The organism is Roseococcus pinisoli, assembly GCF_018413645.1.
GTDB classification, from domain to species: domain Bacteria; phylum Pseudomonadota; class Alphaproteobacteria; order Acetobacterales; family Acetobacteraceae; genus Roseococcus; species Roseococcus pinisoli.
On record NZ_JAHCDA010000004.1, the window covers coordinates 166,708 to 191,321 of the forward strand.

Sequence of the window (24,614 nt, forward strand, 5' to 3'; positions counted from 1 at the left end):
CGCCATCGCGAAAAGGGGTGGCGGGGCGGCCTTGTCACGCCGCCCCCCTCGGGGCAGCCTCCCTCCATGCCTCGTCTTCTCACGCTTGCCGGTGCGCAGACCGGTCCCATCCAGCGCGCCGACACCCGCGCGCATACGCTGGACCGCCTCATCGCCCTGCTGGAGCAGGCGGCGAGAGCCGGCGCGCAGCTCGTGGTCTTCCCCGAGCTGCCGCTCACCACCTTCTTCCCGCGCTGGTTCATCGAGAACACGCAGGAGCTCGACACCTATTTCGAGCGGGAAATGCCCAACGCGAACTGCCAGAAGCTCTTCGACCGCGCGCGGGAGCTGAAGGTCGGCTTCTACCTCGGCTATGCCGAGCTGACGCCCGAGGGCCAGCGCTTCAACACCGCCATCACCGTGGGGCCGGACGGCCAGATCCTCGGCAAGTACCGCAAGATCCACCTGCCCGGCTCGGTGGAGCCCCGCGCCGGCTCCCGCTTCCAGCAGCTCGAGAAGCGCTATTTCGAATATGGCGACCTGGGCTTCCCCGCCTTCCGGGGCGCCCCCGAATGGAACCGCCCGGTGATGGGCATGCTCATCTGCAACGACCGGCGCTGGCCCGAGGGCTGGCGCGTCTATGGCCTTCAGGGCGTCGAGCTGATGGTCATGGGCTACAACTCCGCCGCCTACGACCCCAATGGCGGCGAGAGCGAGAGCGCGGAGCTGCGCACCTACCACTCCACCATGGCCGCCCAGTCCAATGCCTACATGAACGCCACCTGGGCGGTCAGCGTGGCCAAGGCGGGCGACGAGGACGGCTCCGGCCTGATTGGCGGCTCCTGCATCGTCAGCCCCAACGGGCTGGTCGTCGCCCAGGCGAAGACCCTGGCCGACGAGGTGATCGTCGCGGAGATCGACCTCGACGACTGCCTCCAGGGGAAGGAGAAGATGTTCAACTTCGCCCAGCACCGCCGCCCGCAATGGTACGGGCGCATCGTCGACCAGGTCGGCGCCGAGGCGCCGGAGTAGGAGCCGCTCCCTCCCTACGCCTTCCGGATGTTGTGGAAGAGCGGGAAGCCGTTGAGCATTCCCGTGATCGAGCGGCGGAAGGCGAAGGGCTGCATCCAGGCGCCGGTCGGGATGTAGGGCACGTCCTGCCAGGCCTGCTGCTGGAGGTCGTGGCAGATGCGCTGCTGCTCGGCGGGCGTGCCTGCATCCATGAACTCGTCGCGCAGCGCCTCGATCCGGGGTGAGTCCGGCCATCCGAAGGGGCCGTTGCGGCCGAGCCCGCGGACGTAGGATTGCGTCGCGGGCGAGAGCGCGATGACGCCGGGAATATAGTTGCACCAGACGCTCCAGCCGCCGCGGTCCAGCCCTTCCTTGTTCGCGAGCCGCGGCAGCACGGTCCCCCAGTCCAGCGCCTGGTAGTCCAGGTTGATGCCCACCTTGCGGAACATGTCGGCGGCGAGCTGGCTCATGGCATTGAGCGAAGGCAGGTCGGTCGGCACCAGGAAGACCACGCGCTCGCCCCGATAGCCGGCGGCCTCCAGGTCCCGCTTCACCTTGTCGAAGCTGCGCGGGCCGGTCATCGCCTCGATCCCGGCCTCGTTCGCCATCGGGCTGCCCGGCAGGAAGAAGCCGCAGCGGTCGTTCCAGAGGGAGCGCTCCTCCCCCATCACCGCCTGCATGTATTCGGTCTGGTTGACGCCGGCGAGGAAGGCCCGGCGGATCGCCGGATTGTCGAAGGGCGGCACGAGGTGGTTGAAGCGGATCATCCCCATCAGCCCGCCGCGCTCCTTGGCTTCCACCAGGATGTCGCGGTGCCGGCGCAGCAGCGGCAGCAGGTCCGGCTGGGGCTGCTCCCACCAGTCCACCTCACCCGATTGCAGCGCGGCCGCCGATGTCGCCGCGTCCGGGATGGTCACCCATTCGACGCGGTCCACATGCACCACCTTCGGCCCGGCCGCGAAGCTGGGCGTGCCGGAGGAACGCGGCACATAGCCGTCGAACTTCTCGTAGACGTTGCGCGATCCCGCCACGCGCTCGCCGGCCAGGTAGCGGAAGGGGCCGCTGCCGACCATCTCGGTGACCTGCACATTGGGCGGCGTCGAGGCCAGGCGTTCCGGCAGGACCGGACAGAAGGAGGAGGGCTTGGCCAGCGCCGACGGCAGCAGCGGAAAGGGCTTCTTCAGGCGGAACTGGATCACCCGGTCCGAGACGGCGCTGAGCTCGTCCGTCGCCGCGCGCAGGTTCTGCCCGAAGGCGTCGACCCTCGTCCAGCGATCGACACTCGCTACCGCATCACGCGCGAGCACCGGCGTGCCGTCATGGAACTTCATCCCCTCGCGGAGCGTGAGCCGCCAGGTGCGGCCGTCATTCTCGACGACATGGCCCTCGACCATCTGGGGCTGCGGCATGAAGGAATCGTCGAGGCCGTAGAGCTGGTCGTAGACCAGGAAGCCGTGATTTCGCGTGACCAGCCCGCTGGTGAAGACCGGGTCCAGCAGCGCGAGATCGGCCTGGGGGACGAAGCGCACCACGCTGCGCCGCTGCGCGGCGGCCGGTGCCGACAAGGTGGCCGCACCGGCGGCGGAGGCGAGGAAGTCACGACGCTTCATGGCACGCTCTCTCCGATCGGGATGGGAAGGCTATTGCACGAGGGGCGGCCTCTTCTGGGCCCAGGGCCGGGCCTGCTCGAAGGCGGCGCTGGCCTGCAGCACGCCCAGATCGTCGAAACGCCGGCCGACGATCTGCAGGCCGACGGGCAGGCCGGCCGGCGTGAAGCCGCAGGGGATGCTCGCCGCGGGGCTGCCGGACCAGTTGAAGGGGTAGGAGAACTCGGCCCACATCAGCCAGTCCCACTCGTGCTGCGGCCAGTGCTCCGGCTGCAGCCGGTCCGCCGGGAAGGCGGCGACGCTCACAGCCGGCGAGAGCAGGAAGTCGTAGCCCTCCATGAACTCATGGATCTTCTGGATGTAGTCGAAGCGCCGGAGCCGCATCTGCATGAACTGCGATGCCGTGAAGCCCGAGGCGTATTTGATCATCGCCACGAAGCCCGGATCCATCCGGCTCTCGAATTCCGGCAGGGCGTCGATCCGCCCGCTGAAGGTCGCGGGCCAGAAGAAGCGCGCGAGCTCGGGCCCGAGGGGGCCCCAGTCGGGCGTCACCTCCTCGACATGGGCGCCCATCGCCTCGAAGGCCGTGACGGCCTTGGCCACCACCTCCGCCACTTCGGGATCGACGCGCGCATGGCCGAAATCGGGGCTGTAGGCGATGCGCCGCCCCTTCATGTCCGCGGCCTTGAGCTGGCCCGCATAGTCCTGCGGCGGCGCCTCGAGCGAGGTGTAGTCCCACACATGCGGCCCGGCCATCGCCTGGGTCATCAGCGCGGCATCCTCCACGCTGCGGGTCAGCGGGCCGATATGGGTGGCGAGGTCGTTGTTCGACATCGGCCAGTTCGGCACCCGCCCATGCGTCGGCTTGAGCCCGTAGACGCCCGAGAAATGGGCGGGCATGCGGATGGAGCCCGCGCCGTCGCCGCCCTGGTGCAGCGGCCCGTAGCCGCTGGCCGCCGCCACCCCTGCGCCGGAGGAGGAGGCGCCGGCATTCAGCCCCTTGCCCCAGGGGTTGTGCGTGATGCCGGAGATCATCGCCTGGCTCACGCCCTTCCAGCCCCATTCGCCGGCCGAGGTCGTCTTGCCCGTCATCATCCCGCCGGCGTCGGCGAGGCGGCTGACGCAGGGCGCGTCCACATCCGGGATGGTGCCCTGCAGGACGGCGGTCGAGAAATCGGTCTGCACGCCCTTGGTGTGCTGCAGGTCCTTGATGGTGAAGGGGATGCCTTCGAGCAGCCGCGCTTCCTCGCCCTTGAGGAAGACCGCCTCGGAGCGCTTCGCGGCTGCCAGGGCATGCTCGGGCGTGGTGCGCATCATGGCGTTCACCCGCGGCTCGATCCGCTCCATGCGGTCCAGCACGGCCTTCGCGACCTCGACCGGCGAAAGCTCGCGCTTGCGGTAGAGCGCGCCGAGCTCCCTCACCCCCAGATAGCCGATCTCGTCGTTATCCATTCGCCTCAGCCTCCGATCGCACAGCCGGTACAGCCCGCATCGAGGAGGCGAACCTCTGGCGTTTCCCAGGGCCCTTTCCGGGCCTCTCCGTCATTCACTGGCCCGGGCCGCATGGCGCGCCCCGGGCGGTCGGGTCAGTCCCGTGCCGGCCCGAACTCCGCATCCCGGTGCACCCAGGCGCTGATCACGAGTCCGAAGCCGATCATGGTGGTGAGCATGGCCGAGCCGCCATGCGAGATCAACGGCAGCGGCACGCCGCCCACGGGAATGCTCCCCGTCACCATCGCCACGTTCACGAAGATATAGAGGAAGTAGTTCGTGCCGAGCCCGATCGCGAGCAGACGCCCGAACTGGTGCTTGCAGCGCAACGCCACCAGGAAGCAGAAGGCCACCACGAGCATCAGCAGCGTCAGCGTCCCCATCGCGCCCACCAAGCCGAACTCCTCGGCGATCATGGTGAAGATGAAGTCGGTCTGCTTCTCGGGCAGGAAGTTCAGGTGGCCCTGCGTTCCCTGGAGGAAGCCCTTGCCCCAGAACCCGCCCGAGCCCAACGCGATCTTGGACTGGATGATGTTGTAGCCGGCGCCCAGCGGGTCGGATTCCGGATCCAGGAAGGTCGTGATGCGGGCGCGCTGATAGTCGCGCAGATTCTCGTAGACGATGGGCACCGCGGCCACGGCGCCGCCGATGACGATCGCAAACTTCCACCAGCGCACGCCCGCGGCCCAGAACATCACCCCGCCCAGCACGGCGGTGATGAGCGAGGTGCCGAGGTTGGGCTGCTTGAAGATGAGCCCCACGGGCACGAGGATCAGGATCGCCGGCACCACCAGGAAGAAGGGATTGCCCACGCGCTCCCAGCTCGCGCGATGGAACCAGGCCGCCAGCGTCAGCGCCAGGATGATCTTCATCAGCTCCGAAGGCTGGAGCTGCAGGGGCCCGAGGTCGATCCAGCGCTGCGCGCCCTTCCCCACCTCGCCATGCAGCGCGACCATGACGAGCAGGCCGACGCCCACCACATAGGCGACGGGCGCGGCGCGCGCGATCAGCCGGATGTCGATGAAGCCGATGCACAGCATCATCACCAGGCAGAAGCCGAAGCGCAGCGCGTGCTTGGTGGCGTAGAGGTCCGGATTGCCGCTGCCGGCCGAATAGAGGGCGACATAGCCCACCGCCGCGACGGCGCAGAGCAGCAGCACGAAGATCCAGGGGATCTGCCAGAGCTTCTGCAGGATCCCCGACCCGCGGTCGCGGGTGAGCAGGCGCTTCTCGAAGACGGTCGAGCCGGACATTTTACTTGGCCCTCAGACGCCGGGCGTCGGCTCCGCCGGCTTGGCTTCGCCGCAAGACGGATGCGCCGATGGGATAGGCCGTGGGGCGGCGCCGGCCGCCTTGCGGCCGGAGGCCGGCGGTTCGCTCAGCAGCTTGGAGGCATGTCGTCACCGGCCGCTGCGCTCGGCATCGGCGACGCGCGCGCCCGGCTGCGGCACCGCGCGGAAGCGGTTGAAGGTCTCGACGATGGCATCGCGCGCCAGCGGCGCCGCGGCGGCGGAGCCCGAGGTGCCGTGCTCGACCACCACGCTCACCGCATAGAGCGGGTTGTCGTGCGGCGCGTAGCCCACGAAGAGCGCATGCGGCCGGTATTCGCGCGGCAGGCTCTCCACGCGGAAGCCGCGCTCCCGCTGTTCGCGGGAGACGCGACGCACCTGCGTCGTGCCGGTCTTTCCCGCCATCTGCCCGTAGCCGCTGGGCAGGCGCCCGATGCTGGCCGTGCCGCCCGCCTCGTTGACGACCGCCCACATGGCATCGCGCATCAGCCGCAGATCGCGCTCGGCGATGCCCATGCTGGGCCAGTCCTCGGGCCGCCCGCCCCGCGCCGGCCGGCCGCCGATGCTGCGGGTGAGATGCGGCTGCACGGCCCGGCCGGTCGCGAGACGCGCGGTCATGGTGGCGAGGCTGAGGGGCGTGAGCTGATAGAAGCCCTGGCCGATGCCATGCACCACCGTATCGCCCAGCGCCCAGCCGCGCCCCTGCGCCTCACGCCATTCGCGCGTGGGCACCAGGCCGCGCCGAGCCCCCGGCAGCTCGATGTCGAGGTCGACGCCGAGGCCGAAGCGCCGGGACATGGCGGCGATCCGGTTGATGCCGAGCCGCCGGGCCATCTCGTAGAAATAGACGTCGCAGCTCAGCTTGAGGGCGGTGCGCTGGTCGAGCGCGCCATGGCCGCCGCGGTTCCAGCAGTGGAAGCGGCTTTCGCCCAGGTCGAAATGCCCGGGGCAGCTCACCCGCTCATAGGGCGTGGTGACGCGCGCTTCGAGCGCCGCCAGCGCCACCACCATCTTGAAGGTGGAGCCCGGCGCGTAGAGCCCGTTGGTCGCCTTGTTGATGAGCGGCGTGGCGCGGTTGTTGGTCAGCTGCCGCCATTGCGCGTTGGAGACGCCGGAGTTGAAGACGTTCGGGTCGAAGCTCGGCTGGCTCGCCATGGCCAGCACCTCGCCATTGCGTGCGTTCATCACGACGACCGAGGTTCCCTCCTCGATCCGTCCGCGAATGGCCTTCTGCAGCTCCGTATCGACGCTGATCTCGATGTCCTGGCCCGGCTGACCCTCGCGCCGGTCGAGCTCGCGGATGACCCGGCCGACGGCATTCACTTCGAGCTGTACGGAGCCCGCGCGGCCGCGCATCGCCAGATCGTGGAAGCGCTCGATGCCCGACCGGCCGACCCGGATGCCGGGCAGTTGCAGCAGCGGGTCGCCGTCCATGTCGCGCTCGGCGGGCGGCGCCACATAGCCCACGATATGGGCGAGGTGCTCCGCCTCCGGATAGATGCGCGTGGTGCCGACGTCGATCAGGATGCCCGGCAGGTCCGGCGCGTTCACCTCGATCCGCGCCATGTCCTCCCAGGTCAGGAACTCGCGCACGATGACGGGGACGAAGCGGCGGCGGCGGCGCATCTCGCGCTCCACCCGCGCCCGCTCGTGCTCGCCGAGGGGGACGATGCGGCTGAAGGTCTCCAGCGTGGCGCCGACGTCGGAGGTCTGCTCGGCGACCAGCAGGGCCCGCCAGTTCAGGCGGTTGCCGGCCACCACCTGGCCATTGCGATCCAGCACACGGCCGCGCGGCGGCGACAGCAGGCGCGCGGAAAGCCGGTTCTCCTCGGCCAGGGTCGCATAGCGCTCCCCCTGCTCGACCTGGAGCGTGTGCAGCCGGTAGCCGAGGAAGCCGAAGAGCCCGAGCTGCCCGCCCGCCAGCAGCAGGGCGCGCCGCGTGAAGACGGAGCGGCGCTGCTCCTCCTCCCGCTTCACGCCGCGCATGGTGAAATTGGCGATGCCGCCCTTCTCGCGGCGCAGGCGCAGCAGGCGTGGCAGCTTCATAGCGCGAGCTCCGCGCGGTGCATGGCGGTGTGAAGGCGCGTCAGCGCCCAGGCCAGGACCGGATAGAGGCCGACGGAGATGCCGACCTGCGCGAGCGCCGGCATGGTGGGCGGAATGTGCCAGCCGAGCACCGCCTCCAGCCCCCAGCCCAGCGCGGCCGCGCCGGCGGCGAAGGCGCAGTAGATCAGCCAGGCCGACAGGAAGGATTGGCGCACCAGCACGTCCCGCCAGCGCAGCGCCACGCCATGCACCACCAGCAGCGTCAGGATGCCGGCCCCGAGCGGCGAGAAGGACAGGAGGTCCTGCAGAAGGCCGAGGAGGAACACCACGGGCGCGGGCATGGCAGCCGGCCGGAAGATCGTCCAGAAGAAAATGCCCGGCAGCGCCAGCGCCGCGATGAGCCCGGGCACGTCCACGGGAACGGCCGCGAAGATGATCAGGAAGGCCGTGAAGACGGCCGGGAACCCTGCCCTCGCGCCGGCATCGAGCCGGCGCAGCAGACCCATGGGCGGCTCCTGCCGGCCCTTCGCTTGCATGAGGTCAGCGCCTGCCGGAAGGCCGCGGCTCGGGCCGCGCCACCGCCTCGGGCGGCAGGATGCCGGAGAGGCCGAAGTCGAAGAGGCGCAGCACGTCCAGGCGATCGAGCTGGGCGAAGAGCTCGACCTCGGCCGCGCCGCTCTCGCTCCAGCGCACCACGCCGACCGGCAGGCCCGCGGGGAAGGCCCCAGCCTGGGCGCTGGTCACCACGCGGTCGCCCTCGCGCGGGGTCACGCCTTCGGGCCAATGCTGCAGGCGCGGCCGGGCAGTGTTGCTGCCGACCATGATGGCCCGCGCCCGGCTGCCCTCGAGCGTCACGGGGATGCGGCTGTTGATGTCGGTCGCGAGCAGGACGCGGGCGGAGCGGCTGCCCACCTCGGTCACGCGGCCGGCGAAGCCGCGCTCGTCCAGCGCGATCTGGCCCTTGCGGATGCTGTGCTGCGGCCCGGCGGCCAGGAGCACGGCGCGCGCATAGGTGCCGCCGGCATCGGCGACGACGCGGGCGGTGCGGTACTGCGGCGCAGGCTCGGGCACCCAGGTGAGCTGGCGGCGCAGCAGCGCGTTCTCGGCCTCGAGCGCGAGCGCCGTCGCCTGCCAGCGCCGGAGACGCTCATTCTCCTCGACCAGGCGCGCATTCTCGGTCCGCATGGTCCAGAGCGTCCCGATCTCGGTGACGGTGTCGCGCACGGCCGAGACCGGCTGGCGCACCGCGCCCCAGATCGGCGAGAGGGCATCGGCGATGGCCATGCGGCTGCGCTCGATCAGCAAGGCATCCGCCTTGCCGAGCAGCATGGCACCGAAGGCCGCCGCGATCAGCACCGGCAAGGAAAGCCGGGTGAGGGCCTGGCGCAGGGGGATACTGAGACGGATCATCAGGTCTCCGCCAAATCTCTTAAGCGTTCGGGAGCCGATTCACGTCGCCGGCGCGGCTGCCTGCGACCATCGGCCCCCGGGAAATCAATTCGCTATCAATACATCAAAATCAATACATCGAGGTCAGCACCTGGCGAAGGCGCTTGATTTCCTCCAGCGCCCGACCGGTGCCGAGGGCCACGCAGTTCAGCGGCTCCTCCGCCACGACAACGGGCAGCCCAGTCGCATCGCGTAGCACTTCGTCCAGACGATAGAGCAGCGCCCCGCCGCCCGTCAGCACAATTCCCTTGTCGACGATATCGGCCGCGAGCTCGGGGGGCGTGTTCTCCAGCGCCACCTTCACCGCGTCCACGATCTGCGTCACCGGCTCGAGGAGCGACATGGCGATCTCGCGCTGGCTGACGACCACCTCGCGGGGGACGCCGTTCATCAGGTCGCGTCCCTTCACCTCCATCAGCGGCCCGTCCTCGGTCTCGAAGGGGGCCGCGGCAGCGCCGATGCCCATCTTGATCCGCTCGGCCGAGCTCTCGCCGATCAGCAGGTTATGGGTGCGGCGGATGTAGCTGATGACCGCCTCGTCCATCTTGTCGCCGCCGACGCGCACGCTGCGCGCATAGACGATGCCGCCCAGCGAGATGACCGCGACCTCGGTCGTGCCGCCGCCGATATCCACGACCATGGAGCCGGAGGGCTCGGTCACCGGCAGGCCGGCGCCGATCGCCGCCGCCATCGGCTCCTCGATCAGCAGGACCTTGCGGGCGCCCGCGCTCTCGGCGCTCTCCTGGATCGCGCGGCGCTCGACGGCCGTGGAGCCGGAGGGCACGCAGACGATGATCATCGGCGAGGTGAAGCTGCGGCGGTTATGCACCTTGCGGATGAAATGCTTGATCATCTCCTCCGCCACCTCGAAATCGGCGATCACGCCGTCGCGCAGCGGGCGGATGGCGGCGATGTTGCCCGGCGTACGGCCGAGCATGTGCTTGGCCTCCTCGCCGACGGCGAGGACCTGCTTACGACCGCGATTGTCGGAGATGGCCACGACGGAAGGCTCGTTCAGCACAATGCCCCGGCCCTTCACGTAAACCAGCGTGTTGGCGGTGCCGAGGTCAATGGCCATGTCGGCGGAGAGGAAGCCGAACAGGCGTGAGAACATGCGGAAGGCCTTCCAGGGCAGGGTCGGAGGGAGGTTGGCGTAGCCTCAGATGCCAGCCGGGGCAAGCGGTTCTCCGCGTGCTCCGGGCTTGGCAGACGGCTGAAAAACGCACTGGCTAAGCGGGCCGGGGATCGCGCGCCTTCGTCCGAAGACCGTCCGCGGCCGGCATTCCCTGCGTCTTATCAGCCGGTTGCCGGCGCCCCGCGAGGGGCGGCCGGCATGTCCCAGGGAATGGCCCCCGGGGCCAGGACTTATTCTGCCGGGGCGACGGCCGGCGGCTCCGTCCGCTCGCGCTTCACGAGCAGCTTGTTCAGCGCATGCACATAGGCGCGGGCCGAGGCGACGATGGTGTCGGTATCCGACCCCTGCCCGTCCACGAGCTTGCCGTCTTCCTCGATGCGAACGGTCACGCGCGCCTGGGCGTCGGTGCCGCCGGTCACGCTCTGCACGGCGTAAAGCTTCAGGTTCCCGCCATGCGGGACGGCCTGGCGGAGGGCGTTGAAGGTCGCGTCCACGGCGCCGTCGCCGCCCGACATGCCCTCGACCTGCTCGCCATCGACCTCCAGCACCACGGTCGCCATCGGGCGCGTGCCCATGCCGGTCGCCACCGTCATGCCGGTGAGCTTGATGCGCTCGTGAGCCCGGCCCACCTCGTCGTCGACCAGGGCGGCGATGTCCTCGTCGTAGACAACCTTCTTGCGGTCGGCGAGGTCCTTGAAGCGCTTGAAGGCGTCGTTCAGCTGGTTGTCGCCCACCTCGTAGCCCAGCGTCTTCAACCGGTCACGGAAGGCGGCGCGGCCCGAATGCTTGCCCAGGATGATGGAGTTGGTGGTCCAGCCCACGCTCTCCGGCGTCATGATCTCGTAGGTGCTCGCATCCTTCAGGACGCCGTCCTGGTGGATGCCGCTCTCATGCGCGAAGGCGTTGCGGCCGACGATGGCCTTGTTCGGCTGCACGTCGAAGCCCGTGATCGTGGCCAGCAGCTTCGAGGTGCGCAGGATGCGCTTGTTGTCGATGCAGGTGCGGAGCTTCAGCGCGTCCTGTCGGGTGCGCAGCGCCATCGCCACTTCCTCGAGCGCCGCATTGCCCGCGCGCTCGCCGATGCCGTTGATGGTGCACTCGATCTGCCGCGCGCCGGCCTGGATCGCAGCCAGGGTATTCGCCACCGCCAGGCCCAGGTCGTTATGGTTATGGGCCGAGAAGATCGCCTTGTCGGCGTCCGGCACCTTGTTCATCAGCGTCGAGAAGATCAGGCCCATATCGGCCGGCAGCGAATAGCCGACGGTGTCGGGGATATTGATCGTGGTGGCGCCGGCCTTGATGGCCGTCTCGACGCAGCGGCACAGGAAGTCGAGGTCGGAGCGCGAGCCGTCCTCGGCCGACCACTCGACGTCGGCCGCGTGGTTGCGGGCCAGGGAGACGCTGTCGGTGATGCGCTGCAGGACCTCCTCGCGCGTCATGCGCAGCTTCACGCGCATGTGCAGGTCGGAGGTCGCGAGCACGATGTGGATGCGCGGCCGCGCGGCGGGCTTGGTGGCCTCGGCGGAGGAAAGGATGTCGGCCGCATTGGCGCGGCTCAGGCTGGCGATGACCGGCCCGTCCTTGGAGAAGCGCTTGGCGATGGACTCCACGCTCGCGAAGTCGCCGGGGCTCGCGATCGCGAAGCCGGCCTCCAGCACGTCGGCGCCCAGCTCGTGCAGGGCCTCGGCCATGCGCAGCTTCTCGTCGAGGTTCATGGAGAAGCCCGGCGACTGCTCGCCGTCACGCAGCGTCGTGTCGAAAATGATGATGCGGCCGCTGTCCAGCTTGCCGAAGGAAGGATGGTCGATGCTCATCGCGCGTTCTCGCAAATTCGAGGTTTCCCGTTAAATCCCCGTAAGGGGTCCCCTGAGCGTCGCGGGCCGCTATCGGCCGGGCGTCACACCCAGGGGCAGGAAAGTCGAAGCGGAAGGAGGGCAAGCGAAAGCGCCCGGGGCCGAAGCCCGGCAGACATCGCAGCAGTCGCGGTCCGCATCGCCATGGAGCCATGCTTAGCCGCCGAATTCGTCCGGATCAAGAGCGATAGGGAGATGGACGCGCCGCAAGCTTCCCGGCCAAGCTCCCCCAAAATCGGGAGGAAACCCATGCGTCGCCTGTTGCTCGCGCTTTGCGCGCTGCTGCCTTGCCTGCCCGCGGCCGCCCAGGACTGGCAGCCCGACCGCCCCGTCCGCATCATCCTGCCCTTCCCGCCCGGCGGCGCGACGGACCTCATCGCCCGCGTCCTGGCCGAGCGCGCGAGCCGCGACCTGCCGCATCGCTGGGTGGTGGAGAACCGCTCGGGCGCCAACGGCAATATCGGCATGGCAGCCGCCGCGCAGGCCGCGCCGGACGGCTACACGCTGGGCGCCTGCACCATCGGCAACTGCGCCATCAACGCCGCGATCTACGCGCGCATGCCCTTCGACATCGAGCGCGACCTGGTGCCGGTCTTCTGGAGCGGCAGCGTGATGAACGCCATGGTCGTGCGCCCGTCCCATCCGGCCCGCAGCTTCCAGGACTTCGTGGCCTGGGCGAAGCAGGCGGGCAATCAGGTGAGCTACTCCTCCTCGGGCTTCGGCAGCTCCAACCACCTGCTGCCCGAATTCCTGAACGGGCGCCTCGGCCTGCACATGGTCCACGTGCCCTTCCGCGGCGGCGCGCCCGGCATGCAGGCGGTGATCGCCGGCGACACGCAGATGATGTTCGAGAACACGCCGACACTGATCGGCGCCATCCGGGGCGGGCAGCTCCGCGCGCTCGCGGTCAGCGGCTCCACGCGCGATCCCGCCTTGCCCGACGTGCCGACGCTGGAGGAATCCGGCGTGCCCAATGCCGTCATCGAGCCCTGGTTCGGCTACATGGCGCCGCGCGGCACCCCGGCGAACGTGGTCGCGCGGCTCAACGCGCTCCTCAACATGGCACTGGCGGACGAGACGGTGCAGGCCCGCCTGCGCGACCTCGGCACGCGGCCCGAAGGCGGCCCGCCGGAGCGCTTCGTCGCGCATGTCCGCAGCGAGATCGCGCGCTGGCGCGAGGTGGTGGAGGTCAACCGCATCGAGCGCATCAACGAGTAGGCGCGGTTACTCGGGGCAGGCGCGCCGCCGGGCGCCCTCCCCGTCTTCCTCGATGCAGCGGTGCCGGCGATAGACGCGCCCGTCATACCGCCAGGTGGTGACGAGCCGCGCTTCGCCCTCGCCGCGCGCGCGGATGGTGACCTCTCGCGCCTGGGTCCGGATGGGTGGTTCCAACCGCAGGCTCTCCCCGACATCCTCCAGGACCAGGCGGTAGCCGCGACCCTCGCGCGCCGCGATGGTGAAGCCGCAATTCGCCGGGCCGCACTCGCCCCGGATGATCCAGGCACCGAGGCCGGGTGCCAGGCTGACGAGCTCCGGCGCGTCCGGGACGCGGGCGGGCGCCTCCTCCCAGGGCAGGCTCGGTCCCGGCACCTGCGCTAGGGCCGCCAGGCGGCGATGGCGCCAGAAGGCCAGCCGCTCCGGCATCAGCCGCGGGCTCGCGGCGCCGCGCCCGGCGAGCTCCTCGGCGATGTCGGCACGGTCGAGGCCGATGGCGACGGCGATGGGCGCATCCCCGGCGACGGGCGCGTCGGGCGGGGCCATTTCCAGAATCGCGGCCAGCATGTCGCGGTCGCCTTCGCGGGCCGCTTCTAGCCCGCCGAGGCAGCCCATGAAGCGGGCCAGCATGTCGCCCGCCGCCTCGCGGTCAGCGACGGCAACGACGGTCCGCGCGAGCTGCGGCTCGGCCGTACAGGCCAGGGCGCCGAGGAAGCTGGAGAGATCGGCGGGGCGGAGGCCGGCCTCGAGCATCGAGGTCACGACCGGGAGCTCGTGCCGCGCGACCAGCTGCGGCCAGAGGCGCTGGCTCGGCTCCTCCGCCATCACGGCGGCGAAGGCATTGGCCGGGCAGCGGCGCAGGAGGGTTTCGGTCGTGCCGCGCAGCAGCTCCGCCTGTCCGGGCGCCTCGGCCTCGTCGGGAAGGGCCAGCCAGCCGCGGATCGCCGGGCCGGGCAGCGCCGCGCAAAGCGCCGGCTCCTGCGCCGCCTCGAGCAACGCACCCCACCGGCCGCGCAGCGACTCGGCGCGCGGCGCCCGCTCCACGAGGACTTCCTCGCCGAGCTGCGCCAGCACGGGCCGGCGCCGCCTTTCACCATCCTGCGGATCGAGGGCGGGAGCGCCGAGATCGAGCGCCGCCAGCCGTCCAAAGGCGCCCTCTCCTTCCTCGCCGGGCGGCACGAGGCGGAGCAGCGCCGCGAGCGCGTCGGGGTAGGGCCGAAGCCCGGCCGCCAGCATCGCTTCGACCAGCGTGGGCGGCGGCCGCCGCGCCGGGTGCGTGAGCATGGTGAAGGGCAGCGAGCAGGCCGGCGATGCCGCCTGTTCCGTGGGAATCATCGGCAGCACTGCGGCGGCCGCCGCGAAATTCGCGCCCTCGCGGCCGAAGATGAGCTGGCCCAGCAGGGTGCAGCGGCGCTCGGGCACGGTGAGGCTCGCGACGCGGAGGAACAGCGCCTCCTCCCCGGCAATCGAGGCCAGGCGCGACACCAGCGATCCGCCCGAGCCGCCCACCGCGCCCGCGATCGGCATCTCGGGACCGAAACCCGCATGATGGGCCGCCTCGGCGAAAGCCAGGACCGTGCCGCGCGTGGCCTCGTCGGGCGTAGCGGCCAGCGCCTCCGTCAGCGCGAAGGCGGCCGGATGGGAGGCGGGGCGGTCGGGACGCGCACCCGCGGCCAGCGCAGCCGCGGCGCCCCAGGGATCGCGCGCGGCGATCGCGGCCAGCAACGCGGCTTCCGGATCCTCCTGGGCGGGCGCCGGAAGTGCCGTCAGCAGCGTCAAAAGAAAGAACATCAATCGGGCGATCATCAAAATCCTCCGCGCCGCATCTTTCTGCCACGAACCGCCGTGACACAAACCCTGCCAAGCGCCACAACGGCGACCACGGCCCAATCCAAGGAGAGTCGCACGTGACCGCCCCCCTCACCCGCTTCGCGCTGATCGCGCCCCTGCTCGCGATGGCCGCCTGCGCCCAGATTCCGGCCGCCGAGCCGGTCACGGCCGCCCCCACGCCGCCGCCGGCCGCCGCCGCCGTCCCCCCGGCCGAGCCCGCCGCGACGCGCAGCGTCGAGGGCATGCGCGCCCTGCCGATCTTCTTCGAGCCCTGGTCCGCCTCGCTGGGCGAAGCCGCCGAGACCGCGCTGCGCGAGGCGTCGGATCTCGCCCGTGCGCATCCTGAGGTCCGCATCCTGGTGGTGGGCTACGCCGACCCTCGCGGTTCGCGCGAGGCCAATGTGATCCTGTCGCGCCTGCGCGCCCGCGTGGTCAGCGACTTCCTGGTCGAGAACGGCGTCGCGCAGAACCGCCTCCGCATCCAGTACACCGGGCCGGTCGCCGGCATGGAGGGCATCCAGAGCCGCCGCGTCGAGGTTCGCGTGGACCGCGGCCAGCAGCAGCCGCGGCAGCGGACGCGCCCCGCGGCCCGCTGAACCACGCTTTCGAGGCCTTGAGACTCGTCGTGATCCGTCCTGCGGATCGCGACGATATCCTCCTCCCCTCGCGGTAACCTTGTGCCACTTCGGGTGTTGGGGCTTTGCTAACCCACCCGAAGGAAACCTCCATGGTTCTCAAGCCCTTCCTTGGCGCTCTCGCTGCGATTGCGCTTCTCAGCGCTTGTTCGAGCCCGCCGCCGCCGCGTCCCGTGGCCCAGGCCCCCGCGGTTCCCGTCACCCCGCCGCCTGCCGCGCCCACGGGCGATGGCCGCGTCGCCGCCATCCGCTTCGATGCCAATTCCAACGTCCTGACGCCGATGGCGCGCGCCGAGCTCGGCCCCGTCCTCGACCGGCTGATGGCCAACCCCAACACCCCCGTCCGCATCACCAGCTATTCCACGCGCGAGGCCATGCCGCTGTCGCGGGAGCGCACGCAGGCCATCCGCGCCGCCCTCACCGATCGCGGCGTCAGCAGCAGCCGCATCCGCGTGCTGAACGCGCGCCCCATGGCGAATTCGGATCCGGATGTGGTGCAGGTCGAAGTGCGCGGCCCGGCCTCGCGGGCGCAGACCCCGCGCGCCTGATCGCGCCCCAGACGCCCACAGCGAAGGCCGCCGGAGCTCCCCTCCGGCGGTCTTTGTCGTTTCAGGCTTTCCGCAGCCTGCCATGAGTGAGCGACTGGACGAAGCCGAGCTTCGCCACGACCGCGGGCGAGAGCACGAAAGGGTAGAGGTCGGGGACGCCCATGCTGCGGTTGAGGCTGTTCACCGCAACCGTCAGCGGCACCCAGGCCTCCATCACCGCGGCGATGTCCGTGCTGCGATAGGGATCGAAATCCACCTCGGTCGAAAGGTCGCCACTGCGGTCCACGCGCGGCGAGACCTCGAGGCCGAGGGCACGCGCCATCTCCAGCGTGTCGACGATGTGCAGGTAGTGGGCCCAGGTCTCGGCGAAGTCCTCCCAGGGGTGGGCGGTCGCGTAGGTGCTGACGAAATGTTCCTGCCAATCGGCCGGCGGCCCCTGCTCGTAGTGCCGCTGCAGGGCCTGGCCGTAATCCTCGCGATCGTCACCGAAGACCGCGCGGCAGGCCTCCAGCTGCCCGCCATCGCGGACCAGCCGGTCCCAGAAATAATGGCCGGATTCGTGCCGGAAATGGCCGAGCAAGGTGCGGTACGGCTCGCCCAGCGCGCTGCGCCGCGCGGTCCGCTCGGCATCGTCCGCCTCCACCAGCGCGAGGGTGATGAGGCCGTTGTCGTGGCCGGTCATCACCTTCTGGATGTCCTGCGGCTGGTCGGCCAGGAAGTCGAAGGCCAAACCGCTTTCCGGATCGTCCTCCCGGTTCGCCAAGGGCAGGCCGAGACGCAGGAAGCTGTAGACCGCCCGGCGCTTCGCGACCTCGATCTCCCGCCAGCGCTGCCGGTTCAGCGGATCCGAAAGGTCGGGGATGGTGCGGTTGTGCCGGCAGGCGAGGCAGAAGCGCTCGGCGGATTCAACTAGCACCAGCCAGTTGCAGGCCTCCTCGGCGGCATTGTCGCAGAAGCGGAAGCTGCGGTCCGTCGCTGCCTTGGCGACGTAGTCGCCCGCCTCGGGGGCCGGCTCCAGCGCGGAGAGGATATTGACCTCGGGCAGGTAGCCCAGGGGCGCGCCGCATTTGACGCAGGAGGTGTTCTCGAAATGCAGCACCTGGCTGCAGTTCTGGCATCGGAAGAGACGCATGTCGCGATCCTTGCCCCGCGGGAGGTGGGCGGGGTCCGGCGACACAATGCGGTATCCGCCGCGGGAGTTTCACCCCCCGCGACGGAATCCGGCAGACCTTAGTTCTTGGCCTTGTCGACCAGGGCGCCCTTGGTGATCCAGGGCATCATGGCGCGAAGCTTGGCGCCCACTTCCTCGATCGGGTGCTCGGCCAGGCGGCGGCGGGTGGCCTTGAAGGACGCCTGGTTCACCTTGTTCTCGAGCATCCAGTCGCGGGCGAACTTGCCCGACTGAATGTCGTCGAGGACGCGCTTCATCTCGGCCTTGGTCTCCGAGGTCACGATGCGCGGGCCGGTCACGTACTCGCCGTACTCGGCGGTGTTCGAGATCGAGTAGTTCATGTTGGCGATGCCGCCCTCATAGATGAGGTCGACGATCAGCTTCACTTCGTGCAGGCACTCGAAATAGGCCATCTCGGGGGCGTAGCCCGCCTCGACCAGCGTCTCGAAGCCCGCCTTGATCAGCTCGACCAGGCCGCCGCAAAGCACGGCCTGCTCGCCGAACAGGTCGGTCTCGCACTCTTCCTTGAAGGTCGTCTCGATGACGCCCGAGCGGCCGCCGCCGATGGCCGAGGCGTAGGAGAGCGCGATCTCGAGCGCATTGCCCGAGGGGTTCTGGTGCACGGCCACGAGGCAGGGCACGCCGCCGCCCTTCTGGTACTCGCCGCGAACCGTGTGGCCGGGGCCCTTCGGCGCGATCATGAACACGTCGATGTCCGAGCGCGGGTCGAGCAGGTTGAAGTGGACGTTCAGGCCGTGCGCGAAGGCGATCGCGGCACCCGGCTTCATGTTGGCGTCCAGCGACTCGCGGTACAGGTCGCCCTGGCCCTCGTCCGGCGTCAGGACCATGACGAGGTCGGCCCACTTGGCCGCGTCGGCAGGCGACATGACCTTGAAGCCAGCCGCCTCGGCCTTCTTCGCGGAGCCGCCCGGACGCAGGCCGATGACGACATCCTTCACGCCGCTGTCGCGCATGTTCATGGCATGGGCATGGCCCTGCGACCCGAAGCCGATCACGGCGACCTTCTTCGCCTTGATCAGGTTCACATCGGCATCACGATCGTAATAGACGCGCATCTCTCTGGCGCTCCTCTTTGGCTATGAAGCTAGGGTTACGTGGATTCGGTCGGGCAGCCTAGGCGGCGATGTGAGAAGTGCCGCGCGCGATGGCGACGGCGCCCGTCCGGCTGATCTCGGCGAGGCCCAGCGGACGCATGAGCGTGCAGAAGGCATCGATCTTCTCGCCCGCGCCGGTCATCTCGAAGACGAAGCTCTCCGTCGTCGCGTCGACCACCCGCGCGCGGAAGGCATCGGCCAGGCGCAGCGCCTCGACGCGATGGTCGCCCTTGCCGATCACCTTGATCAGCGCGAGCTCGCGGACGAGGTGCGGCCCTTCCTGCGACAGGTCGGACACCCGGTGCACGGGCACCAGGCGGTCGAGCTGCGCCTTGATCTGCTCGATCACCATGTCCGTGCCGGTGGTGACGACGGTGATGCGCGACAGGCGCTTCTCCTCGTCCACCGCCGCGACGGTCAGGCTTTCGATGTTGTAGCCGCGGCCCGAGAAGAGCCCCACCACGCGGGCCAGGATGCCGGCCTCGTTCTCCACCAGCACGGCGATGGTCGCCGTGCGCGTCATGTTGTCCGACATCGGCTTATACCAGGACCTTACCTTCGTCGGTGACGGATCGGGCGTTCTGCTCCTGATCCGGCCCCATGATCATTTCGTTGTGAGCGGCGCCCGAGGGGATCATCGGGAAGCAGTTCTCGTCCTTGGCGACGCAGATATCGGCGATCACCGGGCCGGGATGGGCCAGCATCTCCTTGATCACGTCGTCGAGCTGGTCGGCGCTCGTCGCGCGGAGGCCCTTGGCGTGGAAGGCATCGGCGAGCTTCACGAAATCGGGCAGCGCCTCGGAATAGCTCTCGGAGTAGCGGCTGCCGTGCAGCAGCTCCTGCCACTGGCGCACCATCCCCATGTACTCGTTGTTGAGGATGAAGACCTTCACCGGCAGGCGGTACTGCGCGAGCGTGCCCATCTCCTGGATGTTCATCAGGATGGAGGCCTCGCCGGCGATGTCGATGCACAGCGCGTCCGGATGGGCAATCTGCACGCCCATCGCCGCCGGCAGGCCGTAGCCCATGGTGCCCAGGCCGCCCGAGGTCATCCAGCGGTTCGGCTTCTCGAAGCCGAAATACTGCGCGGCCCACATCTGGTGCTGGCCCACCTCGGTGGAGATGAAGGTGTCGCGCCCGGTCTCGCGCGTCAGCTCGTACAAGCGCCGCACCGCGTGCTGCGGCTTGATGATGGAGCCTTCCTGGACGTAGGCGAGGCACTTCTTCTCACGCCACTCGTCGATCAGCTTCCACCAGGCCAGCTGCTCCGTCTTGGCGACGGGCGTCGGGTCCTGCTTCCAGCACTCGATCAGCGCAGCGAGCACCTGGCGCGCATCACCGATGATGGGCACCTGCACCTCGACGTTCTTGTTGATCGAGGAGGGGTCGATGTCGGCGTGGATCTTCTTCGAGTTCGGGCTGAAGGCGTCGAGCCGGCCCGTGATGCGGTCGTCGAAGCGCGCGCCGACGTTCAGCATCACGTCGCAACCATGCATTGCGAGGTTCGCCTCGTAGGTCCCGTGCATGCCCAGCATGCCCAGGAACTGCGGGTCGCTCGCCGGGAAGGCGCCGAGGCCCATCAGCGTGTTGGTGCAGGGCATGCCCGTGAGGTGCACGAACTCCGCCAGCAGGCGCGAGGCCTCGGGGCCGGCATTGATCACGCCACCGCCGGTGTAGATCACCGGCCGCTCGCTGCGCTTCAGCAGGCGCACGGCCTCCTGGATGCGCGCGGGGTCGGGCGCCGTCACGGGGCGGTAGCTGCGGTGCTCGGTGGTCGGCGCCGCCACATAGGGCGCCGGCTTGATCAGGATGTCCTTCGGCAGGTCGATCACGACCGGCCCGGGGCGGCCGCTGCGCGCCACGTAGAAGGCCTCGTGCACCGTCTTCGCGAGGTCGTCGCTGCGCTTCACCAGGTAGTTGTGCTTGGTGGCGGGGCGCGTGATGCCGGTGGTGTCGGCTTCCTGGAAGGCATCGTTGCCAATGAGGTGCGTGGGCACCTGGCCGGTCAGGCAGACAACGGGAATGCTGTCCATCAGCGCGTCCACGAGGCCGGTCACGGCATTGGTGGCGCCGGGGCCCGAGGTCACGAGCACCACGCCGACCTTGCCGGTCGAACGGGCATAGCCCTCGGCGGCATGCACCGCCGCCTGCTCGTGACGCACGAGGATGTGGCGGATGGCATTCTGCTGAAAGAGCGCGTCGTAGATCGGAAGGACGGCGCCTCCGGGATAGCCGAAGATGACCTCGACGCCCTGGTCCTTCAGCGCGCGGAGGACGACTTCAGCGCCCGGGCGCTGGTCCGTCGTTGCGGTGGAGGACGTGATGGCGGCGGACATGGCGGTACGGTCTTTCCGGTTGATGACGCTGGAGGCTTACGAGCCATGTTGCGGCGCGTCAACCGCTTCGTGAAGAAACGCGAAGAGCTCAGGGTTATTTCTTTCCGAAAATTGCTCAAGTCCCGCAATCCGCGCATCTATCCTATGCGCGCTCCGCGGTTCGACCAGGGCCTGGTGGCGGAACCAGGTGGCCTGCCGCTTGGTGTAAGCCGCTGTATTCGCGATCGCGCGGCGGCTGGCCTCGGCTTCCGGGATCTCTCCCCGGAGCATCGCGGCGAGCTCCGGGACCCCGTGCGCGCGCATGGCAGGCAGCGCGGGATCGAGACCCTGGCGCAACAGCTCGGCGACCTCCTCCACCGCGCCGCCCGTCATCATGGCGGCCCAGCGCTCCTCGATCGCGCGGCGCAGCGCCTCGCGCGGCGGGTCGATCAGGATCGCGCGGAAGCGATAGGGCGCGGGCGGCAGGGCGGGCGCCTCGCGCTGCCAGGAGACGAGGCTGCGGCCCGTGCTGCGCCAGACCTCGTAGGCCCGTGCGATGCGCTGGCTGTCGGAGGGGCGGAGCCCCGCATCCTCCGCGTGCAGCCGCGCATGCAGGCCGGCGGGGCCCAGCTCCGCGAGAAGCGAGCGCGCCTCGGCGCGCGCCTCCTCGGCGACCTCGGGTAGCGCCGAGAGGCCCTGCGTCAGCGCGCGCAGATACATCCCGGTGCCACCGCAGAGGATCGGCAGGGGCGACCGCGCCATCTCCGCCAGGGCGGCCTCGCGCCACCAGGCGACATGGCCCGGCTGCGCCGCCGGCAGCACGCCGTAGAGCGCATGCGGGGCGCGGGCCTCGTCTTCCGGCGTCGGCCGCGCGGTGATCACACGCAACTCGCGGTAGCACTGCATCGCATCGGCATTGATGACGGTGCCGCCGAAGCGCTCCGCGATCGCCAGTGCCAGCGCGGATTTCCCCGAGGTCGTCGGCCCTGCGACGATGAGCGCGGTCGGCAGGGCTGCCGGCTCCGCCGATCCGGCGCGAACGGGTTGTGTCATGCCGCGCGCCCCGGCATGGTCCGGCCGCCATGCCGCATGTCCTGACCCTCATCGCCGCGCCCGGTGCGCTCACGCCCGCGCAGCTTCTCGCCGCCAAGTCCGCCCTCGTCGCGCTCGGCGCCGATTGCGACGCGGCCGACTGGCTCGCCGAGAAGGAGGCGGTGGACCTGCCCTTCGGCGCCCTCGCGCCCGAGCAGGCCATCGCCGCCGCGAGAGGCGCCCTCGGCGACGCGCCCATCGACCTGATCGCCCAGCCTGCAGAAGGGCGGCGCAAGAAGCTGCTGCTCGCGGACATGGACAGCACCATCGTCACCAGCGAGACGCTGGACGAGATCGCCGCCTTCGCCGGCCTCAAGGAGAAGATCGCGGAGATCACCGCGCGCTCCATGAACGGCGAGCTCGACTTCCGTCAGGCGCTGACCGAGCGGGTGGGCATGCTGAAGGGCCTGGACGCCTCGGCGCTGGACGAGACCTGGAAGACCACCGAGCTGACGCCCGGCGCCACGACGCTGATCGCCACCATGCGGGCGAACGGCGCCCATACTGCCCTCGTCTCGGGGGGCTTCACCTTCTTCACCGGCAAGGTGGCGGAACGCTGCGGCTTTCATGAGCACCACGCCAATACGCTCCTCATCGCGGACGGCAAGCTGCTCGGCACCGTGGGCGAACCCATCCTGGACCGCGATGCCAAGCTCGCCACGCTCAAGCGCCTGGCCGCCGATCTCGGACTGAGCCTTGCCGAAACCGCCGCGGTCGGCGACGGCGCCAACGACCTGGCGATGATCCAGGCAGCCAGCCTCGGCGTGGCCTATCACGCGAAGCCGGTCGTGGCCGCTGCCGCGCGCCACCGCATCCTGCACACGGATCTGCGGGCGCTGCTTTACGCCCAGGGCTATCGCGCGGCGGATTTCGTCGGGAACTGACACGTAGTTTAATTGTCCGAGAGTCGGAATTTCTTACACCACCGCAGAAGCGCTGACCGAACTGCTCATATCGCTCTGATTTTACTTATTCATTTTTCTGGCACGTACATTGCTGGGCAAAAACTGACGTCGCCTCGATGTCAGAACGCCCGACAATGGACGCATATATGGCCTCGCTTCGCTTCTACGCCCTGGGCGGTTGCCTGCTTCTCTGCCTCGCCACGACGGCGGCCATGGCCCCCTTCCCTTACCGGCCGGCCGCAGCCTCAAACCCCGATACACCGGCCACCTGCCTCGATGACTGCCTCGCCCGGGAAGCCGCCGCCCCCGTGATTGCCGCGGCGGAGCGGAACGGCACCATTGGTCCCGCGCTTGCCCTTCTCCCGGCCGCCGGGAGTGCCGTTCAGACCGCCGCCCGGACCACTGGCGCTTCGGCTTCGGCCGAGGGCTCCAGCGCCACCGTCGCCAGCTCCGGCCCCGCCGCCCGCGCGCCAAACGCGCCCTCGCCGCAGCTGATGGGCTATCCCGCGGAAACGGTGGCAGGAATGTTCAACCCCACGGCCCTCGCCAGCGGAGCGCCGGGCTACGCCTCCCGCTCCGCTCCTGCGAAGCCGGCGGGTAACGCCCCCTCCTCGTCCCGCCCGGCCGCGTCGGGCAATGGTCCGGGAACGGCGGCTCTCGATGGCGCGCCCTCTTCCTTCACCCCCGCCCCGGCCGGCGATCCCACCGTCGTCCTGGCTCCCGATCCGGGTTCGCGGGGGCCGGCCGTCACGCCGGTGCCCGAGCCCGCCAGCCTGGCGCTGCTGGGCATCGGCCTGCTCGGTCTGGCGGCGACCCGCCGTCGGGCCTGAGTTTCCGGGGGCGGGCCAAGGCGCTCGCCCCTGCCCCCTCCCGGGCGCTATCCCAGAATCGAGCCGCAGAGCTCGAGCAAAAGAACTGGAGCGTCCCCGATGTCCGTTTCCCGCCGCAGCCTCGGGCTGCTTGGCGCCTCCGCCCTTGCCGCCCCGCCGGCCTGGGCACAGCAGGGCTTTCCCAACCGCCCCGTCCGCCTGATCGTCCCCTATCCCGCCGGGGGTGCGACGGATGTGATCGCGCGCCTCATCGCGGAGAGGCTCGCAGCGCGGTGGGCCCAGCCCGTCGTCGTCGAGAACCGGGCCGGCGCCGGCGCCACCGTGGGCGCGGCCTATGTCGCGCAGCAGCCGGCCGATGGCTACACGCTCTTCGAGACCACCTCCGCCCATACGATCAGCGCCAGCCTGTATCGAAGCCTGCCCTACGACCCCATCCGCGACTTCACCGCGATCACGCTGACGGCGACCGTGCCCCTGGTGATGGTCGTGACCAAGTCGATCCCGGCGAACACGCCCGCGGAATTCGTCGAATGGGCGAGGTCGCAGCAGCGCGGCGTGACCGCCGCCTCAACAGGCAACGGCACGGCGCAGCACCTCACAGCCGAGCTCTTCAAGGGCCGCACCGGCATCGCGGCCGAGCACGTGCCCTATCGCGGCGATGCGCCGATGATCACCGATCTGCTGAGCGGCACGGTGCAGTTCGCCTTCGCCACGCTCTCGGCCGTGCTGCCGCATATCCGCGACGGCGGGCTGAAGGCCCTGGCGCTCGCGCATCCACGCCGGATGGAGGCGCTGCCCGACACGCCCACCTTCGCCGAAGCGGGCTTTCCGGATTTCGAGGCCGCGACCTGGTTCGGCACCTTCGCGCCGGCCGGCCTGCCGGAGGAGATCCGCGAAGGCATCGCCAGGGAAATCTCCGCCATCGTCGCCGACCCGGCCATGACGCGCCGGCTCGTGGAGATGGGGGCGGAGGTCAACAATGACGGCCCGCGCGCATTCGACGCCTTCATCGGGCGCGAGACGGCCCGCTGGGCCGAGGCCGTCCGCCTCTCGGGCGCCAGAATCAACTGAATAAAAAAGGCCGCGGGGAGCTTCCCC

21 protein-coding genes are annotated in these 24,614 nt (G+C 69.9%); 7 read left to right on the forward strand and 14 right to left on the reverse strand.

What is annotated here, in order from left to right; translation table 11 throughout:
- The first annotated feature begins 66 nt into the window (after positions 1-66).
- Positions 67-1,011: an N-carbamoyl-D-amino-acid hydrolase gene (locus KHU32_RS19000; RefSeq protein ID WP_213671745.1), complete on the forward strand. Its 945-nt coding sequence runs from the start codon at positions 67-69 to the stop codon at positions 1,009-1,011.
- Positions 1,012-1,025: 14 nt separating this feature from the next.
- Here the strand turns inward: KHU32_RS19000 and KHU32_RS19005 are convergent, their stop codons facing one another.
- From KHU32_RS19005 to KHU32_RS19040, 8 genes are all read right to left on the reverse strand, one after another.
- Positions 1,026-2,600 (reverse strand): ABC transporter substrate-binding protein, encoded by a 1,575-nt coding sequence (locus KHU32_RS19005; RefSeq protein WP_213671746.1) that lies wholly within the window; start codon positions 2,598-2,600, stop codon positions 1,026-1,028.
- Positions 2,601-2,630: 30 nt separating this feature from the next.
- Positions 2,631-4,049, reverse strand: a complete 1,419-nt coding sequence (locus KHU32_RS19010; protein ID WP_213671747.1) for an amidase family protein — start codon at positions 4,047-4,049, stop codon at positions 2,631-2,633.
- Positions 4,050-4,183: 134 nt separating this feature from the next.
- Positions 4,184-5,341 carry a rod shape-determining protein RodA gene (rodA, locus tag KHU32_RS19015; protein ID WP_213671748.1) on the reverse strand — a complete coding sequence of 386 codons (1,158 nt, stop codon included), beginning with the start codon at positions 5,339-5,341 and terminating at the stop codon, positions 4,184-4,186.
- Between the two features lie 147 nt (positions 5,342-5,488).
- The gene (gene mrdA / locus KHU32_RS19020; protein WP_408887863.1) at positions 5,489-7,405 is read right to left on the reverse strand and encodes a penicillin-binding protein 2; all 1,917 of its coding nucleotides are present in this window, start codon (positions 7,403-7,405) and stop codon (positions 5,489-5,491) included.
- Between the two features lie 14 nt (positions 7,406-7,419).
- Positions 7,420-7,929 carry a rod shape-determining protein MreD gene (mreD, locus tag KHU32_RS19025; RefSeq protein ID WP_249681401.1) on the reverse strand — a complete coding sequence of 170 codons (510 nt, stop codon included), beginning with the start codon at positions 7,927-7,929 and terminating at the stop codon, positions 7,420-7,422.
- 34 nt (positions 7,930-7,963) lie between these two features.
- A complete protein-coding gene (mreC, locus tag KHU32_RS19030) occupies positions 7,964-8,833 on the reverse strand; it encodes a rod shape-determining protein MreC (protein ID WP_213671750.1) in 870 nt (289 codons plus the stop codon).
- Between the two features lie 109 nt (positions 8,834-8,942).
- On the reverse strand, positions 8,943-9,986 hold the full coding sequence (locus tag KHU32_RS19035) for a rod shape-determining protein (protein ID WP_213671751.1): 1,044 nt from the start codon (positions 9,984-9,986) through the stop codon (positions 8,943-8,945).
- A gap of 251 nt (positions 9,987-10,237) precedes the next feature.
- The gene (locus KHU32_RS19040) at positions 10,238-11,821 is read right to left on the reverse strand and encodes a 2-isopropylmalate synthase (protein ID WP_213671752.1); all 1,584 of its coding nucleotides are present in this window, start codon (positions 11,819-11,821) and stop codon (positions 10,238-10,240) included.
- A gap of 288 nt (positions 11,822-12,109) precedes the next feature.
- Here KHU32_RS19040 and KHU32_RS19045 point away from each other — a divergent pair, with 288 nt between their 5' ends.
- On the forward strand, positions 12,110-13,078 hold the full coding sequence (locus KHU32_RS19045; RefSeq protein ID WP_213671753.1) for a Bug family tripartite tricarboxylate transporter substrate binding protein: 969 nt from the start codon (positions 12,110-12,112) through the stop codon (positions 13,076-13,078).
- Positions 13,079-13,084: 6 nt separating this feature from the next.
- On the opposite strand, the gene KHU32_RS19050 is transcribed toward KHU32_RS19045, so the two are convergent.
- Positions 13,085-14,866, reverse strand: coding sequence for a hypothetical protein (locus KHU32_RS19050; protein ID WP_213671754.1), 1,782 nt, complete (start codon positions 14,864-14,866; stop codon positions 13,085-13,087).
- Positions 14,867-14,982: 116 nt separating this feature from the next.
- Here KHU32_RS19050 and KHU32_RS19055 point away from each other — a divergent pair, with 116 nt between their 5' ends.
- Together KHU32_RS19055 and KHU32_RS19060 are read left to right on the forward strand one after the other, a co-directional pair.
- Positions 14,983-15,501, forward strand: coding sequence for an OmpA family protein (locus tag KHU32_RS19055; protein WP_213671755.1), 519 nt, complete (start codon positions 14,983-14,985; stop codon positions 15,499-15,501).
- Positions 15,502-15,632: 131 nt separating this feature from the next.
- Entirely contained in the window at positions 15,633-16,088 is a 456-nt protein-coding gene (locus KHU32_RS19060) for a CpaD family pilus assembly lipoprotein (RefSeq protein WP_213671756.1), read from the forward strand.
- A 61-nt stretch (positions 16,089-16,149) separates the two neighbouring features.
- Here the strand turns inward: KHU32_RS19060 and KHU32_RS19065 are convergent, their stop codons facing one another.
- From KHU32_RS19065 to miaA, 5 genes are all read right to left on the reverse strand, one after another.
- A complete protein-coding gene (locus KHU32_RS19065; RefSeq protein ID WP_213671757.1) occupies positions 16,150-17,220 on the reverse strand; it encodes a zinc-binding metallopeptidase family protein in 1,071 nt (356 codons plus the stop codon).
- A gap of 98 nt (positions 17,221-17,318) precedes the next feature.
- Positions 17,319-18,335 (reverse strand): ketol-acid reductoisomerase, encoded by a 1,017-nt coding sequence (gene ilvC / locus KHU32_RS19070; RefSeq protein WP_213671758.1) that lies wholly within the window; start codon positions 18,333-18,335, stop codon positions 17,319-17,321.
- A 58-nt stretch (positions 18,336-18,393) separates the two neighbouring features.
- Positions 18,394-18,897 carry an acetolactate synthase small subunit gene (gene ilvN / locus KHU32_RS19075; RefSeq protein ID WP_456315952.1) on the reverse strand — a complete coding sequence of 168 codons (504 nt, stop codon included), beginning with the start codon at positions 18,895-18,897 and terminating at the stop codon, positions 18,394-18,396.
- A gap of 16 nt (positions 18,898-18,913) precedes the next feature.
- On the reverse strand, positions 18,914-20,710 hold the full coding sequence (locus KHU32_RS19080) for an acetolactate synthase 3 large subunit (RefSeq protein ID WP_213671760.1): 1,797 nt from the start codon (positions 20,708-20,710) through the stop codon (positions 18,914-18,916).
- Between the two features lie 36 nt (positions 20,711-20,746).
- Positions 20,747-21,742 carry a tRNA (adenosine(37)-N6)-dimethylallyltransferase MiaA gene (miaA, locus tag KHU32_RS19085; protein ID WP_213671761.1) on the reverse strand — a complete coding sequence of 332 codons (996 nt, stop codon included), beginning with the start codon at positions 21,740-21,742 and terminating at the stop codon, positions 20,747-20,749.
- 29 nt (positions 21,743-21,771) lie between these two features.
- On the opposite strand from miaA, the gene serB reads away from it, so the two are divergent.
- From serB to KHU32_RS19100, 3 genes are all read left to right on the forward strand, one after another.
- Positions 21,772-22,665 (forward strand): phosphoserine phosphatase SerB, encoded by an 894-nt coding sequence (serB, locus tag KHU32_RS19090; protein WP_213671762.1) that lies wholly within the window; start codon positions 21,772-21,774, stop codon positions 22,663-22,665.
- Positions 22,666-22,832: 167 nt separating this feature from the next.
- Positions 22,833-23,516, forward strand: coding sequence for a PEP-CTERM sorting domain-containing protein (locus KHU32_RS23170; protein WP_249681402.1), 684 nt, complete (start codon positions 22,833-22,835; stop codon positions 23,514-23,516).
- A 99-nt stretch (positions 23,517-23,615) separates the two neighbouring features.
- Positions 23,616-24,587 (forward strand): Bug family tripartite tricarboxylate transporter substrate binding protein, encoded by a 972-nt coding sequence (locus KHU32_RS19100; RefSeq protein ID WP_213671763.1) that lies wholly within the window; start codon positions 23,616-23,618, stop codon positions 24,585-24,587.
- The last annotated feature ends 27 nt before the right edge of the window (positions 24,588-24,614 follow it).

Bases quoted from the DNA above. Each gene is read 5' to 3' on its own strand.
- KHU32_RS23170 (WP_249681402.1), top strand. From the start codon at position 22,833: ATGGCCTCGCTTCGCTTCTACGCCCTGGGCGGTTGCCTGCTTCTCTGC.
- ilvC (WP_213671758.1), bottom strand. From the start codon at position 18,335: ATGCGCGTCTATTACGATCGTGATGCCGATGTGAACCTGATCAAGGCG.
- KHU32_RS19100 (WP_213671763.1), top strand. From the start codon at position 23,616: ATGTCCGTTTCCCGCCGCAGCCTCGGGCTGCTTGGCGCCTCCGCCCTT.
- KHU32_RS19060 (WP_213671756.1), top strand. From the start codon at position 15,633: ATGGTTCTCAAGCCCTTCCTTGGCGCTCTCGCTGCGATTGCGCTTCTC.
- mreC (WP_213671750.1), bottom strand. From the start codon at position 8,833: ATGATCCGTCTCAGTATCCCCCTGCGCCAGGCCCTCACCCGGCTTTCC.
- miaA (WP_213671761.1), bottom strand. From the start codon at position 21,742: ATGACACAACCCGTTCGCGCCGGATCGGCGGAGCCGGCAGCCCTGCCG.
- KHU32_RS19050 (WP_213671754.1), bottom strand. From the start codon at position 14,866: ATGTTCTTTCTTTTGACGCTGCTGACGGCACTTCCGGCGCCCGCCCAG.
- KHU32_RS19040 (WP_213671752.1), bottom strand. From the start codon at position 11,821: ATGAGCATCGACCATCCTTCCTTCGGCAAGCTGGACAGCGGCCGCATC.
- KHU32_RS19080 (WP_213671760.1), bottom strand. From the start codon at position 20,710: ATGTCCGCCGCCATCACGTCCTCCACCGCAACGACGGACCAGCGCCCG.
- mreD (WP_249681401.1), bottom strand. From the start codon at position 7,929: ATGGGTCTGCTGCGCCGGCTCGATGCCGGCGCGAGGGCAGGGTTCCCG.
- KHU32_RS19005 (WP_213671746.1), bottom strand. From the start codon at position 2,600: ATGAAGCGTCGTGACTTCCTCGCCTCCGCCGCCGGTGCGGCCACCTTG.
- KHU32_RS19065 (WP_213671757.1), bottom strand. From the start codon at position 17,220: ATGCGTCTCTTCCGATGCCAGAACTGCAGCCAGGTGCTGCATTTCGAG.
- serB (WP_213671762.1), top strand. From the start codon at position 21,772: ATGCCGCATGTCCTGACCCTCATCGCCGCGCCCGGTGCGCTCACGCCC.
- KHU32_RS19010 (WP_213671747.1), bottom strand. From the start codon at position 4,049: ATGGATAACGACGAGATCGGCTATCTGGGGGTGAGGGAGCTCGGCGCG.
- KHU32_RS19035 (WP_213671751.1), bottom strand. From the start codon at position 9,986: ATGTTCTCACGCCTGTTCGGCTTCCTCTCCGCCGACATGGCCATTGAC.
- KHU32_RS19045 (WP_213671753.1), top strand. From the start codon at position 12,110: ATGCGTCGCCTGTTGCTCGCGCTTTGCGCGCTGCTGCCTTGCCTGCCC.
- KHU32_RS19000 (WP_213671745.1), top strand. From the start codon at position 67: ATGCCTCGTCTTCTCACGCTTGCCGGTGCGCAGACCGGTCCCATCCAG.
- ilvN (WP_456315952.1), bottom strand. From the start codon at position 18,897: ATGACGCGCACGGCGACCATCGCCGTGCTGGTGGAGAACGAGGCCGGC.
- rodA (WP_213671748.1), bottom strand. From the start codon at position 5,341: ATGTCCGGCTCGACCGTCTTCGAGAAGCGCCTGCTCACCCGCGACCGC.